Annotated in this window: 16 protein-coding genes; 10 read left to right on the forward strand and 6 right to left on the reverse strand. The window is 53.2% G+C overall.

All coding sequences use genetic code 11. The features are described from left to right. Positions 1-103: 103 nt before the first annotated feature. Positions 104-3,904, forward strand: coding sequence for an AsmA2 domain-containing protein YhdP (gene yhdP, locus AC3ITF_RS02260; protein ID WP_181688701.1), 3,801 nt, complete (start codon positions 104-106; stop codon positions 3,902-3,904). Between the two features lie 88 nt (positions 3,905-3,992). Continuing rightward, the gene (tldD, locus tag AC3ITF_RS02265) at positions 3,993-5,438 is read left to right on the forward strand and encodes a metalloprotease TldD (RefSeq protein ID WP_096759323.1); all 1,446 of its coding nucleotides are present in this window, start codon (positions 3,993-3,995) and stop codon (positions 5,436-5,438) included. A gap of 93 nt (positions 5,439-5,531) precedes the next feature. Here the strand turns inward: tldD and aaeR are convergent, their stop codons facing one another. Further along, positions 5,532-6,461, reverse strand: coding sequence for an HTH-type transcriptional activator AaeR (gene aaeR / locus AC3ITF_RS02270; RefSeq protein WP_117342751.1), 930 nt, complete (start codon positions 6,459-6,461; stop codon positions 5,532-5,534). Between the two features lie 184 nt (positions 6,462-6,645). On the opposite strand from aaeR, the gene aaeX reads away from it, so the two are divergent. The 4 genes from aaeX (at position 6,646) to AC3ITF_RS02290 (ending at position 10,158) form a co-directional block, all read left to right on the forward strand. Continuing rightward, a complete protein-coding gene (aaeX, locus tag AC3ITF_RS02275) occupies positions 6,646-6,849 on the forward strand; it encodes a p-hydroxybenzoic acid efflux pump operon protein AaeX (protein WP_003025177.1) in 204 nt (67 codons plus the stop codon). A gap of 7 nt (positions 6,850-6,856) precedes the next feature. After that, complete coding sequence (gene aaeA, locus AC3ITF_RS02280; RefSeq protein ID WP_096755473.1) at positions 6,857-7,789, forward strand: p-hydroxybenzoic acid efflux pump subunit AaeA; 933 nt, start codon at positions 6,857-6,859, stop codon at positions 7,787-7,789. 5 nt (positions 7,790-7,794) lie between these two features. Next, positions 7,795-9,762 carry a p-hydroxybenzoic acid efflux pump subunit AaeB gene (aaeB, locus tag AC3ITF_RS02285; RefSeq protein WP_096755474.1) on the forward strand — a complete coding sequence of 656 codons (1,968 nt, stop codon included), beginning with the start codon at positions 7,795-7,797 and terminating at the stop codon, positions 9,760-9,762. A 117-nt stretch (positions 9,763-9,879) separates the two neighbouring features. Next, complete coding sequence (locus AC3ITF_RS02290) at positions 9,880-10,158, forward strand: barstar family protein (RefSeq protein WP_096755475.1); 279 nt, start codon at positions 9,880-9,882, stop codon at positions 10,156-10,158. 58 nt (positions 10,159-10,216) lie between these two features. Here the strand turns inward: AC3ITF_RS02290 and yhcN-B are convergent, their stop codons facing one another. Both yhcN-B and argR read right to left on the reverse strand, forming a co-directional pair. Further along, complete coding sequence (yhcN-B, locus tag AC3ITF_RS02295) at positions 10,217-10,483, reverse strand: DUF1471 family stress response protein YhcN-B (protein WP_096755476.1); 267 nt, start codon at positions 10,481-10,483, stop codon at positions 10,217-10,219. Positions 10,484-10,858: 375 nt separating this feature from the next. Then, positions 10,859-11,329 (reverse strand): transcriptional regulator ArgR, encoded by a 471-nt coding sequence (gene argR, locus AC3ITF_RS02300; protein ID WP_115257360.1) that lies wholly within the window; start codon positions 11,327-11,329, stop codon positions 10,859-10,861. Between the two features lie 436 nt (positions 11,330-11,765). On the opposite strand from argR, the gene mdh reads away from it, so the two are divergent. Beyond that, on the forward strand, positions 11,766-12,701 hold the full coding sequence (mdh, locus tag AC3ITF_RS02305; RefSeq protein WP_115257361.1) for a malate dehydrogenase: 936 nt from the start codon (positions 11,766-11,768) through the stop codon (positions 12,699-12,701). Between the two features lie 182 nt (positions 12,702-12,883). Here mdh and degS read toward each other — a convergent pair whose 3' ends face one another. The 3 genes from degS to zapG form a co-directional block, all read right to left on the reverse strand. Next, the gene (gene degS / locus AC3ITF_RS02310; RefSeq protein ID WP_115257362.1) at positions 12,884-13,951 is read right to left on the reverse strand and encodes an outer membrane-stress sensor serine endopeptidase DegS; all 1,068 of its coding nucleotides are present in this window, start codon (positions 13,949-13,951) and stop codon (positions 12,884-12,886) included. An 89-nt stretch (positions 13,952-14,040) separates the two neighbouring features. Next, complete coding sequence (gene degQ, locus AC3ITF_RS02315) at positions 14,041-15,408, reverse strand: serine endoprotease DegQ (RefSeq protein WP_096755480.1); 1,368 nt, start codon at positions 15,406-15,408, stop codon at positions 14,041-14,043. Positions 15,409-15,576: 168 nt separating this feature from the next. After that, positions 15,577-15,975 carry a Z-ring associated protein ZapG gene (zapG, locus tag AC3ITF_RS02320; RefSeq protein ID WP_045448139.1) on the reverse strand — a complete coding sequence of 133 codons (399 nt, stop codon included), beginning with the start codon at positions 15,973-15,975 and terminating at the stop codon, positions 15,577-15,579. A gap of 192 nt (positions 15,976-16,167) precedes the next feature. On the opposite strand from zapG, the gene zapE reads away from it, so the two are divergent. The 3 genes from zapE to rpsI all read left to right on the forward strand — a co-directional run bounded on the left by zapE (position 16,168) and on the right by rpsI (position 18,350). Beyond that, entirely contained in the window at positions 16,168-17,295 is a 1,128-nt protein-coding gene (zapE, locus tag AC3ITF_RS02325; protein WP_137400207.1) for a cell division protein ZapE, read from the forward strand. Between the two features lie 218 nt (positions 17,296-17,513). Beyond that, positions 17,514-17,942, forward strand: coding sequence for a 50S ribosomal protein L13 (gene rplM, locus AC3ITF_RS02330; protein ID WP_096755482.1), 429 nt, complete (start codon positions 17,514-17,516; stop codon positions 17,940-17,942). 15 nt (positions 17,943-17,957) lie between these two features. Beyond that, positions 17,958-18,350: a 30S ribosomal protein S9 gene (gene rpsI / locus AC3ITF_RS02335; protein WP_062774136.1), complete on the forward strand. Its 393-nt coding sequence runs from the start codon at positions 17,958-17,960 to the stop codon at positions 18,348-18,350. The last annotated feature ends 303 nt before the right edge of the window (positions 18,351-18,653 follow it).

Here is an 18,653-nt window from a genome sequence, read left to right on the forward strand (position 1 = left end):
AACCACCTGATGGCGATACCTTGTAGGCCGGATAAGGCGTTCACGCCGCCATCCGGCAAAACGATTTTGTGAGTCACATTTTTTGGCAGACAAGGAGAGATGCGTGAGGCGATTGCCGGGGATTTTACTGCTCACTGGAGCCGCGCTCGTCGTCATCGCAGCGCTACTGGTCAGTGGCCTGCGCCTTGCGTTGCCGCATCTCGATAGCTGGCGGCCTGCGATCCTCAGTAAAATTGAGTCGGCCACCGGTATGACCGTTTCTGCCAGCCAGCTCTCCGCCAACTGGCAGAATTTTGGCCCCACCCTTGAAGCCCGCGATATCCACACTCAGCTTAGCGACGGCGGCGAATTCTCGGTCAAACGCGTCACGCTGGCGCTGGATGTCTGGCAAAGCTTGCTGCACATGCGCTGGCAGTTTCGCGATCTCACCTTCTGGCAACTGCATTTACGCACTAATACGCCTATCCAGCGCAGCAACAATGACGATGGAGTCGAACCCGGCCGCGTTAGCGATCTGTTTTTACGCCAGTTCGATCACTTCGATCTCCGCGACAGCCAAATCAGTTTCTTGACCCTCTCTGGTCAGCGTGCAGAACTGGCGATCCCGCAGCTTACCTGGCTGAACGGAAAAAACAGACACCGCGCCGAAGGCCAGGTCAGCCTCTCCAGCCTGACCGGGCAGCACGGTATCATGCAGGTACGGATGGATCTGCGTGATGATGAAGGGCTGCTGAACAATGGCCGGGTCTGGCTACAGGCCGATGACATCGACGTCAAACCGTGGCTGGGGAAATGGATGCAGGATAACGTCGCGCTGCAAACGGCACGCTTTAGCCTGGAAGGGTGGATGACGCTCAGCAAAGGCGAAATTTCCAGTGGCGATGTCTGGCTGAAGAAAGGCGGGGCAAGCTGGAAAGGTGACAACAACACGCACACGCTGTCCGTTGATAACCTGACCGCGCATATTAGCCGCGAGCAGCCCGGCTGGGTGTTCGCGATCCCGGATACGCGCATTACGATGGATAACAAGCCCTGGCCGAGTGGCGCGCTCACCCTGGCCTGGATCCCCGAGCAGGAAGTGGGGGGCGAGAATAACAAACGCAGCGATGAGCTGCGCATTCGAGCCAGTAACCTCGAGCTGGCTGGCCTGGAAGGGTTGCGCCCCATGGCGGCAAAGCTCTCTCCGGCGTTAGGTGACATCTGGCGCGCCACGCAGCCGAGCGGCAAGATAGATACGCTGGCGCTGGATATCCCGTTACAGGCGACAGAAAAAACGCGCTTCCAGTCCTCGTGGACCGATCTGGCCTGGAAGCAGTGGAAGCTGTTACCGGGCGCCGAGCATTTCTCCGGTACGCTTGCCGGTAGCGTAGAAAATGGTGCGCTCACCGTTTCGATGAAGCAGGCGAAAATGCCGTATGAAACCGTCTTCCGCGCGCCGCTGGAAATCGAAGACGGGGTGGCGACGCTAAGTTGGCTGAAGAATGACAAAGGTTTTCAGCTGGATGGGCGAAATATTGATGTTAAAGCGAAAGCCGTCCATGCGCGCGGCGGCTTTCGCTATCTGCAGCCGACAGGTGATGAGCCGTGGCTGGGCATTCTGGCGGGTATCAGCACCGACGATGGTTCTCAGGCCTGGCGTTATTTCCCGGAAAACCTGATGGGTAAAGACCTGGTCGACTACCTGAGCGGTGCGATTCAGGGCGGTGAGGCGGATAACGCCACGTTGGTGTACGGCGGTAACCCGCGCCTGTTCCCGTATCCACATAACGAAGGTCAGTTCCAGGTACTGGTGCCGCTGCGCAATGCTAAGTTTGCTTTCCAGCCTGACTGGCCAGCGCTTACCAATCTCAACATTGAGCTGAACTTCATGAATAACGGTCTGTGGATGAAGACCGACGGCGTCAATTTAGGTGGGGTGAGAGCCAGCAACCTGACAGCTGATATTCCCGACTACGCGAAAGAAAAGCTGCTAATTGATGCCGACATTAATGGTCCGGGCAAGGCAGTTGGACCGTATTTTGATGAGACGCCGTTGAAGGATTCACTGGGCGCCACGCTGGAGCAGCTCCAGATTGACGGCGATGTGAATGCTCGCTTACATCTGGATATCCCCTTTGATGGCTCGCTGGTGACGGCCAAAGGTGATGTTAACCTGCGTAATAACAGCCTGTTTATTAAGCCACTCGACAGTACATTAAAGAACCTGAACGGCAAATTTAGCTTTATCAACGGCTCACTTCAAAGCGAGCCGATGACGGCCAACTGGTTTAATCAGCCGCTGAACGTCGACTTTTCCACCACCGAGGGTGCTAAAGCCTATCAGGTTGCGGTAAATCTGAACGGTGACTGGCAGCCTACCCGCATGGGCATCCTGCCAACGCAGGTGAACGAGGCCTTAGGCGGCAGCGTAGCGTGGAATGGCAAAGTGGGTATCGATCTTCCTTACCATGCCGGGGCGACCTACAGCATTGAGCTTAAAGGTGACCTGAAGAATGTAAGCAGTCACTTACCTGCGCCGCTGAATAAAGCGGCCGGCGAGTCTCTGCCATTAAACGTGAAGGCCGACGGCAACCTGCGCAGCTTCGATTTGACGGGCAACGCGGGGCCTAAAAATCACTTTAACAGCCACTGGCTGTTGAATCAGAAACTGACCCTTGATCGTGCTATCTGGGCTTCTGAAAGCCGCACTGTGCCTGACCTGCCCGAGCAGCAAGGTATTGAGCTCAATTTGCCGCCAATGGATGGTGCGCAATGGTTGGCACTGTTTAACAAAGGCGCGGCGGACAGCGTGGGCACCAATGCGGACTTCCCGCAGCGTATAACGGTGCGCACGCCGTCGCTATCGTTGGGCGGTCAGCAGTGGAATAATCTCAGTATTGTATCTGAGCCTTCACTGAATGGCAGTAAAGTGCAGGCGCAGGGGCGTGAGATCAACGCGACGTTGGCGATGCGCAATAACGCACCATGGCTGGCAAACGTGAAGTATCTCTATTACAACCCGAGCGCCGCGAAACCCGCACCGAACGCCACTCCGGCCTCACCGTTTTCCGCGATCAATAACGTCAGCTTCCGTGGCTGGCCTGACGTTCAACTGCGCTGCGAAGAGTGCTGGATGTGGGGGCAGAAATACGGGCGCATCGATGCTGACGTCGCGATTAAGGGTGATACGTTGACCCTGGATAACGGACTGCTGGATACGGGCTTTGCCAGACTGACCCTCGACGGTGAATGGGTTAACGCGCCGGGTAATGTGCGTACGTCGCTTAAAGGAAAACTGAACGGTAATAAAATTGATTCTGCGGCCGGTTTCTTTGGTGTATCGACCCCGATCCGCAACTCCTCATTCAACGTCGAGTACGATTTGCACTGGCGTAACCCGCCCTGGGATCCGGATGAAGCGTCGCTGAATGGTATTTTGCGGACCCGTCTGGGCAAAGGTGAGATTACTGAACTCAGCACCGGGCATGCGGGGCAGTTGCTGCGCCTACTGAGCTTTGATGCGTTGCTGCGTAAACTGCGTTTCGATTTTAGCGATACGTTTAACGAAGGCTTTTATTTTGACTCCATTCGCAGTACGGCGTGGATCAAAGATGGCGTGATGCATACCGACGATACGCTGGTGGATGGTCTGGAAGCCGATATCGCCATGAAAGGCTCGGTCAATCTGGTGCGCCGTGAGCTGAATATGGAAGCCGTGGTCGCGCCGGAAATTTCTGCCACCGTGGGGGTTGCCGCCGCATTTGCCGTTAACCCGATTGTCGGCGCGGCGGTGTTTGCCGCCAGTAAAGTTCTGGGGCCGCTGTGGAGCAAAGTCTCGATTCTGCGCTATCGCATTACTGGTCCGGTCGATAAACCGCAGATTAACGAAGTTCTGCGCCAGCCGCGTAAAGAAAGCCAGCAATGATTTGACGGGGGCGAGTAATTGCCCCAATCTCAGTAAATATGATCTTCTTACCGCTGTTTTACGGCGGCAACTAATGAGTAGCAAAACGATGAGTCTGAACCTGGTAAGTGAACAATTGCTAGCGGCGAATGGCCTGAAACATCAGGACCTGTTTGCCATTCTGGGCCAACTGGCCGAACGCCGTCTTGATTACGGCGATCTCTATTTTCAGTCGAGCTATCACGAATCCTGGGTTTTAGAAGACCGCATCATTAAAGATGGTTCTTACAATATCGATCAGGGCGTTGGTGTGCGTGCCATCAGCGGCGAAAAAACCGGGTTTGCCTATGCGGACCAGATAAGTCTGCTGGCGCTGGAGCAAAGTGCTCTTGCTGCCCGTACTATTGTGCGCGACAACGGTGATGGCAAAGTGAAAACGCTGGGTGCAGTAGAGCATCAGGCGCTTTATACCTCACTTGATCCGTTGCAGAGCATGAGCCGTGAAGAGAAGCTGGATATTCTGCGTCGCGTTGATAAGGTCGCGCGTGCCGCCGACAAACGTGTGCAGGAAGTGACCGCTAGCTTGACCGGCGTTTATGAGCTGATTCTGGTTGCGGCGACTGACGGTACGTTGGCGGCTGATGTTCGTCCTCTGGTGCGCCTGTCCGTTAGCGTGCAGGTTGAAGATGACGGTAAGCGTGAACGTGGCGCTAGCGGCGGTGGTGGTCGTTTTGGCTATGACTATTTCCTCGCCTCCCTTGACGGCGAAGTCCGTGCCGATGCATGGGCGAAAGAAGCCGTGCGCATGGCGCTGGTGAATCTCTCCGCGGTAGCCGCGCCAGCAGGCGCACTGCCGGTCGTGCTGGGTGCAGGCTGGCCGGGCGTGCTGCTGCACGAAGCGGTCGGTCATGGCCTTGAAGGTGACTTCAATCGTCGTGGGACATCAGTCTTTAGCGGCCACATGGGTGAGCTGGTGGCATCTGAGCTGTGCACCATCGTGGATGACGGCACGATGGCGGATCGCCGTGGTTCAGTGGCTATTGATGATGAAGGTACGCCTGGCCAGTACAATGTCCTGATTGAAAACGGTATTCTGAAAGGCTATATGCAGGACAAGCTGAACGCGCGTCTGATGGGTGTAGCGCCGACCGGCAACGGACGTCGTGAATCTTACGCACATTTGCCAATGCCGCGCATGACCAATACCTATATGCTGCCGGGTAAATCTACGCCGCAGGAAATTATTGAGTCCGTTGAATACGGTATTTATGCTCCGAACTTCGGCGGCGGTCAGGTGGACATCACGTCCGGGAAGTTTGTGTTCTCAACGTCTGAAGCGTATCTGATTGAAAACGGTAAAGTGACCAAGCCTGTGAAAGGTGCGACGCTGATCGGCTCCGGCATCGAAGCGATGCAGCAGGTTTCGATGGTGGGTAATGACCTTAAACTGGATAACGGCGTCGGCGTTTGCGGTAAAGAAGGGCAGAGTCTGCCAGTGGGCGTGGGTCAGCCGACGTTGAAGGTAGATAGCCTTACCGTAGGCGGTACCGCGTAACTGTACATGCCGGATGGCAACGCTTCGCGTTTTATCCGGCCTACATATCTGCACCGACCGTAGGCCCGGTAAGCGAAGCGCCACCGGGCATTTTTATTTATCTTTACCCCTGCCGTACATCCCCTGAAACAACTGCGCCACATCGACAAAATAATCTGTGAGAGAGTTAATCACGACCTGCACCTTGAGCGGCAGCTTGTCTTTTTCCGTATACAGCGCGTAAACCGGACGCGGATCTGACTGGTAGCGGGGCAGCAGGATCTCCAATTCACCACGATTGATCTCATTGATCACCCACATCAGTGGGACATAGGCAATCCCCGCGCCTGCGGCCAGCCAACGCACCAGCGTCATGGGATCGTTGGTTACGAAGCGTCCCTGCGGGATCAGTCGGGTTGAAATCCCTTCCGGGGCAATAAGCTCAAATTCATTATCTGGACGCACGCTGTATTCCAGCCATGAATGGTTGCTGAGATCGGCGGGCTTTTCCGGGATGCCAAACTGGGCGAGATAGCTTTTAGCGGCACAGACCACCATTGGCATCGTCCCCAGACGACGTGAAAAAAGACTGGAGTCCTGGAGAGCGCCCACACGGATAACCACGTCCAGACCGTCAGCAATTAAGTCCGGGGCCGGGATGCCGGTGACCAGATTGACCGCCAGTCCGGGGTACTCTTTCAGCATTTTCGCGGTCAGTCCGGCGAGGACATTTTGTGCCATGGTTGAAGAACAGCCGATCCGCAGTGTACCGATCGGCGTGTTGTTAAACGCATAGAGCTGCTCATGAACGTCCTGCACTTCGTGCAGCATGCGACGGCAGCCCTGATAATAAATTTTTCCGGCCTCTGTCAACCCAATGCTGCGTGTACTGCGGTTTAGCAGCTTAACCTGCAGTTCATCTTCCAGTTTTGATACCGTCTGGCTTATTGATGAAACGCTCATTTGCAGTTGTCTGGCAGCGGCGGTGAAGGAGCCAAACTCGACGACTTTGGCGAACACCGACATACGTTTTAATCGTTCCATTGTTCACTCTGGCTTAAAAGTGATTTAGATCACATAATATAGATAACAGCATAACAGTTACGTTAATATATTATTATTCAAATAACAGCTATGTCGCTCTCGCCTGGCTCATCCTTGCCCTTCTCTGCGGTGACATACGCTCAATAAACGATCGCCTGCACTCTCTTAAGCTACCAAGGTCAACATGAGTCTGTTTCCCGTTATCGTGGTGTTTGGTCTTTCCTTCCCACCGATTTTTTTCGAGTTACTTTTGTCACTGGCGATTTTCTGGCTGGTGCGCCGGGTGCTGGTTCCAACTGGCATCTATGATTTTGTCTGGCATCCGGCCCTGTTTAACACCGCGCTGTATTGCTGTCTGTTCTATCTAATAACGCGCCTGTTCGTTTGAGGTTGAAGTGAAAACACTAACAAGAAAACTCTCCCGTACGGCCATGACTCTCGTACTGGTCATTCTGGCTTTTATCGCTATTTTCCGCGCATGGGTCTATTACACCGAGTCGCCGTGGACGCGTGATGCGCGTTTTAGTGCCGAGGTTGTTGCTATCGCCCCGGACGTCGCGGGCCTGATTACTCACGTTAACGTGCATGATAACCAGCTGGTGAAAAAGGATCAGGTCCTGTTCACCATCGACCAACCGCGCTATAAAAAAGCCCTCGAACAAGCCGAAGCGGACGTCGCCTATTATCAAGTCCTGGCGCAGGAAAAACGCCAGGAAGCGGGGCGTCGTAACCGTCTTGGCGTTCAGGCCATGTCCCGCGAAGAGATTGACCAGTCGAATAACGTGCTGCAAACCGTATTACATCAGCTGGCGAAGGCGCAGGCGACCCGTGATCTGGCAAAACTCGATCTTGAACGTACGGTTATCCGTGCGCCAGCCGACGGCTGGGTGACGAATCTTAACGTCTATTCCGGTGAGTTTATTACCCGTGGTTCGACGGCGGTGGCGCTGGTCAAACAGCACTCTTTCTACGTGCTGGCTTATATGGAAGAGACCAAGCTGGAAGGTGTGCGTCCGGGGTACCGCGCTGAAATTACGCCGCTTGGCAGCAACAAGGTTTTGAAAGGTACCGTTGATAGCGTGGCGGCGGGCGTGACGAATGCCAGCAGTACGCAGGATGCGAAAGGCATGGCGACCATTGACTCCAACCTTGAATGGGTGCGACTGGCTCAGCGTGTGCCAGTACGCGTCCGTCTTGATGACCAGCAGGGAACGTTGTGGCCAGCCGGGACCACGGCGACTGTGGTCATTACCGGGAAGCAGGATCGCGATGCCAGCCAGGAGTCCTTCTTCCGTAAAATGGCGCACCGTCTGCGCGAGTTTGGTTAATTGCGATGGGCATTTTCTCCATTGCCAATCAGCATATCCGCTTTGCGTTAAAACTGGCATGCGCCATTGTGCTGGCGCTGTTCGTTGGCTTTCATTTTCAGCTTGAGACCCCGCGCTGGGCGGTGTTGACCGCAGCGATTGTGGCAGCAGGCCCCGCTTTTGCGGCGGGCGGAGAACCTTATTCGGGTGCGATCCGCTATCGTGGGATGCTGCGTATTATCGGGACGTTTATCGGCTGTATTGCGGCACTGGTGATTATCATCAGCATGATCCGTGCGCCGCTGCTGATGATCCTCGTGTGCTGTGTCTGGGCCGGTTTTTGTACCTGGATCTCTTCGCTGGTGAAGATCGAGAACTCCTATGCCTGGGGGCTTTCGGGTTATACGGCGCTGATTATCGTCATTACTATCCAGGCTGAGCCTCTGCTGACACCGCAATTTGCCCTCGAGCGCTGCAGCGAGATTGTGATCGGTATTGTCTGCGCAATTGTTGCTGATCTGCTCTTTTCTCCCCGCTCGGTGAAACAAGAAATTGACGTTGAACTGGACAGCCTTCTGGTGGCGCAGTATCGGCTTATGCAACTGTGTATTAAGCATGGTGACAGTGAAGAAGTGGACAAAGCCTGGGGCGATTTAGTTCGTCGGACTGCGGCGCTGGAAGGCATGCGCAGTAACCTGAATATGGAGTCCTCACGCTGGGGGCGCGCCAACCGCAGGCTCAAAGCGCTGAACACGCTGTCACTGACGTTGATTACCCAATCCTGTGAAACCTATCTTATCCAGAACACGCGTCCGGAACTGATTACGGATACCTTCCGTGAGCTGTTCGATACGCCGGTAGAAACCGTGCAGGATGTGCATAAACAACTGAAGCGCATGCGCCGGGTGATGGTCTGGACCGGCGAGCGCGAAACGCCGGTGACCCTTTATAGTTGGGCCAGTGCGGCAACCCGTTACCTGCTGCTGAAACGTGGGGTGGTTAGCAACACGAAAATCAGCGCTACGGAAGAAGAGATCCTGCAGGGTGAGCCGGTGGTGAAAGTGGAATCCGCCGAACGCCACCATGCGATGGTCAACTTCTGGCGCACCACGCTGTCCTGCGTGCTGGGCACCTTGTTCTGGCTGTGGACTGGCTGGACGTCAGGTAGCGGCGCAATGGTGATGATTGCGGTGGTGACCTCACTGGCGATGCGTTTACCCAACCCGCGGATGGTGGCAATCGACTTTATTTACGGCACGCTGGCGGCGTTACCGCTGGGTGCGCTCTACTTTCTGGTTATCATCCCCAATACGCAGCAAAGTATGTTGTTACTGTGCCTGAGCCTGGCAGTGCTGGGGTTCTTTCTGGGCATCGAGGTTCAGAAGCGACGTCTGGGCTCAATGGGCGCGCTGGCCAGTACCATTAACATCATCGTGCTGGATAACCCGATGACCTTCCACTTTAGTCAGTTCCTCGACAGTGCGCTTGGGCAGATTGTCGGATGCGTGTTGGCGTTTCTGGTGATCTTACTGGTGCGTGATAACTCGCGTGACAGAACTGGTCGCGTGCTGCTTAATCAGTTCGTGTCGGCGGCGGTTTCAGCGATGACCACCAATGTGGTTCGCCGCAAAGAAAACCATCTCCCGGCGCTTTACCAGCAGCTCTTTTTGCTGATGAACAAATTCCCCGGTGACCTGGCGAAGTTTCGTCTGGCGCTGACGATGATCATCGCACACCAGCGTCTGCGCGATGCACCAGTACCGGTAAACGAGGATTTATCCGCCTTTCACCGTCAGCTGCGACGTACTGCCGATCACATCATATCCGCAGGGAACGACGACAAACGCCGACGCTACTTTAGCCAATTGCTGGAGGAGCTTGATGTCTATCAGGAGAAGTTAACCCTCTGGCAAGCGCCGCCTCAGGTGACGGAGCCGGTGAAGCGACTCACCGGTATGCTCCACAAATACCAGCATGCACTGACCAGCAGTTAAGACTGATAAACCGACGCCAGAAGCGTCGGTTTTTTTATGGCTATACTTACCTGATGTGTGGGAATCCCTGCATAGAGAGAGCCTGTAGAGCGACTGGCGTTGGGATGGTAGCTATAGATGAACATCTATACATTTGATTTTGACGAGATTGAAGAACAGGGTGATTTCTACCGCGAGTTTACGCGGGCATTCGGCCTTGCTCGGGAAAAGGTAAGCGATCTCGATTCGCTGTGGGAGGTGGTGATGGGCGACGTTCTACCTCTGCCGCTGGAGATTGAGTTTGTCCATTTACCGGACAAACAACGCCGACGCTACGGAGCGCTGATTTTGCTGTTTGATGAAGCAGAAGAAGAGCTGGAAGGGCAATTACGCTTTAACGTCCGTCATTCAATGTAAGGCATAAAAAAGCCCCCGACAGGCGGGGGCAAGTCGTCTCGGACCAGACGACGAGGGTTTATTTGTACAGTTCAGCGGTTGCGTGCCAATGTGCGCCTTCACGCAGTTCGGTCACGCGGTAGCTGCTGGCGCCTGCTTTTTCAGCTTTGGCGACGATTTCCTGACGCATATCCATCGGTGAGCTGCCAATCTGAGAAACAGAGATGGTACCCATGGATTGCAAATTCTGTGCTTCTTGTGTGTTCACCTGATTAACCGCCGCACTGGCGCCAAAAGAGAGAACGGAAAGAAGGCTTAAGGTTGCAACAGTCGTTTTGATTTTCATGATATTTACCTCGTCGAATTCTTTTATTGGGGTCTTCGTTTCGTGACCCTCATCACAAAATCAAGTATACACTAATCACTCGATAAATTAATACCACGCTAATGGTTTCTGCTGTAATTAAGTGTTAAGAACTGTGGTTTTAATAACTTATTGGAATTAAAAACGCATAATTGAACTCATTATTTTAAAAAAATACAGTAAATTCATGGTGATATTTAATTTCGCAATTTGTGCGTTTATAATTCGAGGTATTCACTGTGTGAATGTTTTTGGATAGTGAAACGCACTATTTGTTAAATGGCAGGCAGAGGAAAAGAGTGGTCAGGAGTCAGAAAGAAAGGTTTTTCCCCGCCACGCGATGCGACGGGGAGGGGATCACAGCTCTTGTTCGAACAGTTCCAGAATAGCTTCGTACAGATCTTTTACCGAGAACCCCATCGCCGGAGTGGTGAAGATAGTATCGTCGCCCGCAATAGTGCCGAGGATACCTTCTGCTTTACCCAGTGAATCCAGCATACGTGCGATCAACTGTGCGGCGCCTGGGCTGGTATGAATGACCACCACGGCATCGTTGTAATCAATGTCCAGCACCAGATTTTTCAGTGGGCTGGAGGTTGTCGGTACCCCCAACTCTGCCGGAAGGCAGTACACCATTTCCATTTTGGCATTGCGGGTACGCACGGCGCCAAACTTGGTCAGCATGCGTGAAACCTTGGACTGGTTGATATTATCAAAGCCCTGATCCTGCAATGCGAGGACGATTTCGCCCTGAGAGCTGAATTTCTCTTCCTTGAGAAGCGCTTTAAACGCCTTTACTAATTCTTCTTGTTTTGCCGAGCTTCGCATAAGTCACCCGTAATATGGCGGTAGAAACAACATTATTGTGCATACAGATGAATTTTTATGCAAACGGTCTGCCTCATTCAAGGCTGAAATAATGTTATGAAAGAGCGGAATTTTATCAAATTTCGTTATCAAGAAACATGCCTATGTCACGGCATGCAAATAAGCTTAAAAGTAAATCAATTGTTATCAAATTGATGTTGTTTTGGGAGGGCAGTTAGGTATATTGTCAGCACCTGTTGGAAAGTTGCTCTACTGTGCGAGTCGTATTGAATTACGTAACTTAGCTTTTAATTTACGTAAGTTAAATGCATAAAAGCCAAATTTGCGTAACTACGCATTCTTGACGCGTGGTTGTTGTGTTCATCGGATTTGTGAATTATGGTCGCCGCCGCGGAGCAACAGACACTTTGCTTATCAATATAATAAGGAGTTTAGGATGAAAGTTGCAGTCCTCGGCGCTGCTGGTGGAATCGGTCAGGCGCTAGCATTACTGTTAAAAACCCAACTGCCTTCAGGTTCAGAACTCTCCCTGTACGACATCGCTCCAGTAACGCCTGGTGTGGCCGTTGATTTGAGCCATATCCCTACTGCTGTGAAAATCAAAGGTTTCAGCGGCGAAGATGCGACCCCGGCACTGGAAGGTGCTGACGTGGTACTGATCTCAGCAGGCGTCGCGCGTAAACCGGGTATGGACCGTTCCGACCTGTTTAACGTCAACGCAGGTATCGTGAAGAATCTGGTTCAGCAGGTTGCGACCACCTGCCCGAAAGCATGCATCGGTATCATCACTAACCCGGTGAACACCACCGTTGCAATCGCTGCAGAAGTGCTGAAAAAAGCAGGCGTTTACGACAAGAACAAACTGTTTGGCGTGACCACGCTGGACATCATCCGCTCCAACACCTTTGTGGCGGAACTGAAAGGCAAGCAGCCGACCGACGTTGAAGTTCCGGTTATCGGCGGACACTCTGGCGTGACTATTCTGCCACTGCTGTCACAGATCCCTGGCGTAAGCTTCACCGAGCAAGAAGCTGCTGAGCTGACCAAACGTATCCAGAATGCGGGTACTGAAGTCGTCGAGGCTAAAGCCGGTGGCGGTTCCGCAACCCTGTCTATGGGCCAGGCCGCAGCACGTTTCGGTCTGTCGCTGGTTCGCGCACTGAACGGCGAAAAAGGCGTGGTGGAATGTGCATACGTTGAAGGTGACGGCCAGTACGCTCGCTTCTTCTCTCAGCCGCTGCTGCTGGGCAAAAACGGCGTAGAAGAGCGTCAGTCTATCGGCAAGCTGAGCGCGTTTGAACAGAGCTCGCTGGAAGGCATGCTGGACACGCTGAAGAAAGATATCACCCTGGGCGAAGAGTTCGTTAAGTAACGCGACAAGGGGCCGGATGCAAATACCTTATCCGGCCTACGGTCAGCGTGTATTTGTAGGCCTGATAAGCGTAGCGCCATCAGGCATTACGTGCTAAGTCCCTACGATATCGCCTAATAAAAACCGGAGCTAATTCAAATTGCTCCGGTTTTTTATGGTTATGGTAAGTGGGAGGCGTGATGTTAATTGGTGGCCGGGTATTCCTGAATGGTGACCTGCAACGTTAACTGTTTATCATCACGCATCACGACGACGGAGATCACTGAGCCTGGGCGAATTTCCGCTACCTGATCCATGGTCTCCAGCGCAGAGACGGCCGGTTTATTATTGACCGAGATAATCAGATCGTTAACCTGAATGCCTGCTTGTGCCGCCGGGCCATCCGGGGAGACTTCGTTAACCACTATCCCCTGAATTTGATCCATTCCGCCGCCCTGCGCGTGCAGTGGCGCAATCTCGCGACCGCTAATCCCGATATACCCGCGAATGACGCGACCATCACGAATCAGCTTATCCATAATCTTGGTTGCTAACTGGAACGGAATAGCAAAGCCGATCCCTTCCGGCGTTTCGCCATCGTTGCTCTTATCAAACGACAGGGTGTTAATGCCCATCAGCTCACCCAGCGAGTTGACCAGCGCACCGCCGGAGTTGCCGTGGTTGATAGAGGCGTCCGTTTGCAGAAAGTTTTGCCGTCCCGTGGGGTTCAGGCCAATGCGACCGGTAGCACTGATGATCCCCTGAGTAATGGTTTGCCCGAGGTTGTACGGGTTCCCGATAGCAAGAACGACGTCGCCAATGTGCGGTATCCGTTTGTTGTTGATAGGGATTGTGGGCAGCCCACCAGAGGCGTTGATTTTCAGCACCGCCAGGTCAGTCAGGGTATCGGAGCCGACCAGCAGCGCTTCAAACACGCGTCCATCCTGCAGAGCGACGATGATTTGGTCGGCATCATTAATCACGTGTTTGTTGGTGATGATATAGCCGCGCTGATCCATGATAACGCCGGAGCCGAGCGTGCGGATCTCTAGCTGGTTATGCGTCGTGCTGTTCATACTGCGGTTATACACGTTAACAACGGCGGGGGCGGCACGACGAACCGCCGGGTTATAGCTGGCAGGCGTTTCATCAGCACTGTCAAACTGGGGTGCTGTAAGCGTATTAATTTTGCGCAGAGAGGGCATCGCGGCCAGCAGAATGGCGCCGACGATTAAACCAATCGCGACCGAACGTAAAAGCTTCACAAACATGATAGCGGCGTCATTAAAAAGGGGAACGGCAGCAGCATATCACGAGTTTACCGGACATCACACGGTGGGCTGATGTCCGGTCTACCAGCTTAACGCAGGAGCAGATAAATATTCTCGTTACCGCGTACCACCTGCAACGCGATGATCGACGGTTTCGCTTCCAGCACCTTGCGCATTTCGGCAATAGAGTTCACGCGATCGCGGTTTACACCGATGATAACGTCATCTTTGTGCAGACCGGCTTGCGCGGCTGGGCTGCTTTTTTCGACGTTATCAATCTTGATGCCTTTAGTGCCGTCTTTTAACTGACCGTCGCTAAGCGTTGCACCTTGTAACGCCGGGGCGATCATTTCCGCACTGGCGGACGACGACGTGCTGGTATCCAGCGTGACCTCCACCTCCAGCGGCTTACCGTTACGTAGCAGACCCAGTTTAACCTTGGTGCCCGGTTCAGTGGTGGCAATACGCGAACGTAACTCGGCAAAACTGTTCAGCGGCTTGCCGTTGAGGCTGGTAATGACGTCACCGGATTTCACGCCCGCCTTCGCGGAGCCGGAGTTCGGCAGCACTTCGCTAACAAACGCGCCGCGTTGTACATCCAGCTTGAACGCTTTGGCGATGTCGGCGGTCATTTCCGTCCCTTTAATACCCAACAGGCCGCGTTTGATTTCGCCAAACTGCATTAACTGCTGCGCCAGCGTGCGCGCCATGTTGCTGGGAATGGCAAAGCCAATGCCGATACTGCCGCCGCCCGGTGCCAGAATGGCGGTGTTAATACCGATCAATTCACCATTCAGATTAAGCAGCGCGCCACCGGAGTTACCCCTGTTAATGGACGCATCGGTCTGAATAAAGTTTTCCAGACCTTCCAGATTCAGGCCGCTGCGACCCAATGCCGAGACGATGCCGGAGGTTGCCGTTTGCCCCAGCCCGAACGGGTTACCGACGGCGACGGCAAAATCACCCACGCGGAGTTTGTCGGAGTCGGCGATGGCAATTTGTGTCAGGTTGCTAGGGTGCTGGATTTGCAGCAGGGCGATATCGCTCTGATCGTCGCTACCAATCAGCTTGGCGTCAAACTCGCGACCGTCGTTGAGCTGGATACTGATCTTCTGTGCCTGATTAATAACGTGGTTATTGGTTAGCACGTAGCCTTTGGCGGCGTCGATGATGACTCCTGAACCCAGGCCTTCGAACGGTTGTGACGGCTGATCGGGTAGGTCATCGCCAAAAAATTTTTTGAATTCTTCCGGGACTTTCTGCCCCTGCGCGGCGGTACCTTCGACCCTCACGCTCACGACCGCAGGTAACACTTTCTCCAGCATTGGTGCGAGGCTGGGGAGTGCGGCTTGACCGGGAACCTGGCCGGGTATCGACGCAATGGCCTGAAACGGCGCCGAGAGAGTTAACCCGACACTTAACGCTAATGCACTCAACAGCTGGGTTTGTTTTTTCATTGATCCTGCTCTCGTACCTTGAGTAAACGGAAGATGATTCAAAACAGTTTGATGTTATTGAATTTTCGGTTTGGTCACAATGCGGCTAACGACTAAATAATAGCTGGGACGGGAAGAGAAGCGGAGGGCGCAATTGCTGCGCCCAATAAATTTCTTAACGATGTGCAGTTAGTCGCGCTTTGCGCCACTACGCAGCAGGCCGGAGGCCCCTTCGGAATAGTCGCGTGGCATCTGAACCGGTGCCTGATCGTTGCCTGCTTCAGACTCTGCCAGACGGTTACGGAACGGGTTGGATTCTGGCGACATACCCGGCAGCAGGTTGCTGGAACTTTTTGCCATATGTTGGTAGATCTGACGATAGTCGTCGGCCATGTTATCCAGTAGCTCAGCGCTGCGGGCAAAGTGGCTTACCAGCTCTTCACGATACTCTTCCAGCTCAGCTTTGTTTTTTTCCAGTTCGTACTGCAATGCCTGCTGTTGGCGTAATTTACGATTACCAAAACGCATGGCTACGGCACCAATAATGATACCGACGACTAACCCAATTAGCGCATATTCCCAGGTCATGAACATCTCCCGTTGTCTTGTGTTTCCGTAGGGTGTTGGCTTTAGGCTCCATGCCTGCGCCTGATTATGCCACTATAACCGCTAATCCCGTAGAAGTGGAATCCCGACTTTATATCGCGTAGTGTAGAACGGCCTTTTTTTCGTCAACCGTGAGCGACGGCACATCGATTCTCAAGGAATAACAATAACATCATGCAAAGCTTTTCCCCGACATCGCGTTACCTGCAGGCCCTCAACGACGGCAGTCATCAACCCGACAACGTACAGCAAGAGGCAGTGAATCGACTGGATATTATTTTCCAGGAACTGACTGCCCCAGCCCGTCCTGCGTTGCAGGAAAGTGGGCTGATTGCTCGCTTTAGCAAATTTTTGGGTAAACGTGAACCGACGGAGAGCACGCCGGTGCGTGGTCTGTATATGTGGGGGGGCGTGGGGCGCGGGAAAACCTGGCTGATGGACCTTTTCTACCATAGCCTGCCGGGCACGCGTAAACAGCGTTTGCACTTTCACCGCTTTATGCTGCGCGTACATGAAGAGTTGACCGCCCTGCAAGGGCAAAGCGACCCGCTGGAAGTGATTGCCGACCGCTTTAAGGCAGAAACCGACGTGCTGTGCTTTGATGAGTTTTTTGTCTCGGATATCACCGATGCGATGCTGCTCGGTGGATTAATGAAAGCGCTGTTCGCCCGCGGCATCACGCTCGTGGCGACATCCAATATTCCGCCTGATGACCTGTACCGCAATGGTCTGCAACGTGCCCGCTTTCTTCCGGCGATTGAGGCTATTAAACAGTACTGCGACATCATGAATGTGGATGCCGGAGTTGATTACCGTCTGCGTACGTTAACCCAGGCGCATTTATGGTTATCGCCGCTGAATGATGAAACCCAACGGCAGATGGATAAGCTGTGGCTGGCGTTAGCGGGAAGCAAAAGTGAACATGCACCGACGCTTGAGATAAATCATCGCCCGATGCAGACACTGGCCGTCGAAAACCAAACGCTGGCCGTCTCGTTTACTACCCTGTGCGTCGATGCCCGCAGTCAGCACGACTATATTGCGCTATCGCGCCTGTTTCACACCGTGTTGCTCTCTGACGTCCCAGTGATGACGTCGTTGATGGAGAGCGAAGCACGCCGCTTTATCGCGCTGGTAGATGAGTTCTACGAACGTCACGTCAAGCTGGTGGTGAGTGCGGCAGTTCCTTTATATGAGATCTACCGGGGAGAGCGCCTAAAGTTTGAATTCCAGCGCTGTTTGTCGCGTTTGCAGGAGATGCAAAGCGAAGAGTATCTGAAGCGCGAACATTTAGCCGGTTAAACCCACCGCAAATCACATAAAGGGGTCGATCTTTGACCCTGACTTCTCTATAATCTTGCGACCCCACGTTACGAGAGAGTTTTTTTCCCAAAACTTTCTATGTGCCGGCATAGGCTATTCGAAGGGGTAGGTTTGCTGGACAATGTCGTGTGAACCTCAACTGACAAAACGTTTGGGTGTTCACCAACGTGTAACTAATTTATTTGGGTAAGCTTTTAATGAAAACTTTTACAGCTAAACCAGAAACCGTAAAACGCGACTGGTATGTTGTTGACGCGACCGGTAAAACTCTGGGCCGTCTGGCTTCCGAACTGGCTCTGCGCCTGCGCGGTAAGCACAAAGCGGAATACACTCCGCACGTAGATACCGGTGATTACATCATCGTTCTGAACGCTGACAAAGTTGCGGTAACTGGCAACAAGCGTACTGACAAAATGTACTACCGTCACAGTGGCTACGTCGGTGGTCTTAAAGAAGCGACCTTTGAAGAGATGATTGCTCGCCATCCTGAGCGTGTGATTGAAATCGCGGTTAAAGGCATGCTGCCAAAAGGCCCGCTGGGTCGTGCAATGTACCGTAAACTGAAAGTTTACGCGGGCAATGAGCACAACCACGCGGCACAGCAACCGCAAGTTCTTGACATCTAATCGGGATTATAGGCAATGGCTGAAAATCAATACTACGGCACTGGTCGCCGCAAAAGTTCTGCAGCTCGCGTTTTCATCAAACCGGGCAGTGGTAAAATCGTTATCAATCAACGTTCTCTGGAACAGTACTTCGGTCGTGAAACTGCCCGCATGGTAGTTCGTCAGCCGCTGGAACTGGTCGACATGATTGGTAAACTGGACCTGTACATCACCGTTAAAGGTGGTGGTATTTCTGGTCAAGCTGGTGCGATCCGTCACGGTATCACCCGCGCACTGATGGAATATGACGAGTCACTGCGTGGCGAACTGCGTAAAGCAGGCTTCGTTACTCGTGATGCTCGTGAAGTTGAACGTAAGAAAGTCGGCCTGCGTAAAGCACGTCGTCGTCCTCAGTTCTCCAAGCGTTAATTGGTTTCTGCTTCGGCAGATTGCAATTTGCGAAAAAACCCGCCTCGGCGGGTTTTTTTATGGATTTTTACCCGCGAATAAGCACGGTAATCTGCTGATTGCCACCTCTTTTTTCCCATTTCCAGAATCGACTCACCACAAAGGTCACAAAATCTGGTAAACTATCATCCAATTTTCTGCCCAAATGTGCGGTATTGTTCATTTTTTGTTTGTATTTTGAACAGCAATGGCTTTCCGAATCTGGGTGACATCACTTCTGGCTGGCCACCTGGTGGCTGGTAGCAGTAAAATTCTTAATATACC

This window comes from Citrobacter sp. KH_055_1 (genome assembly GCF_057838705.1).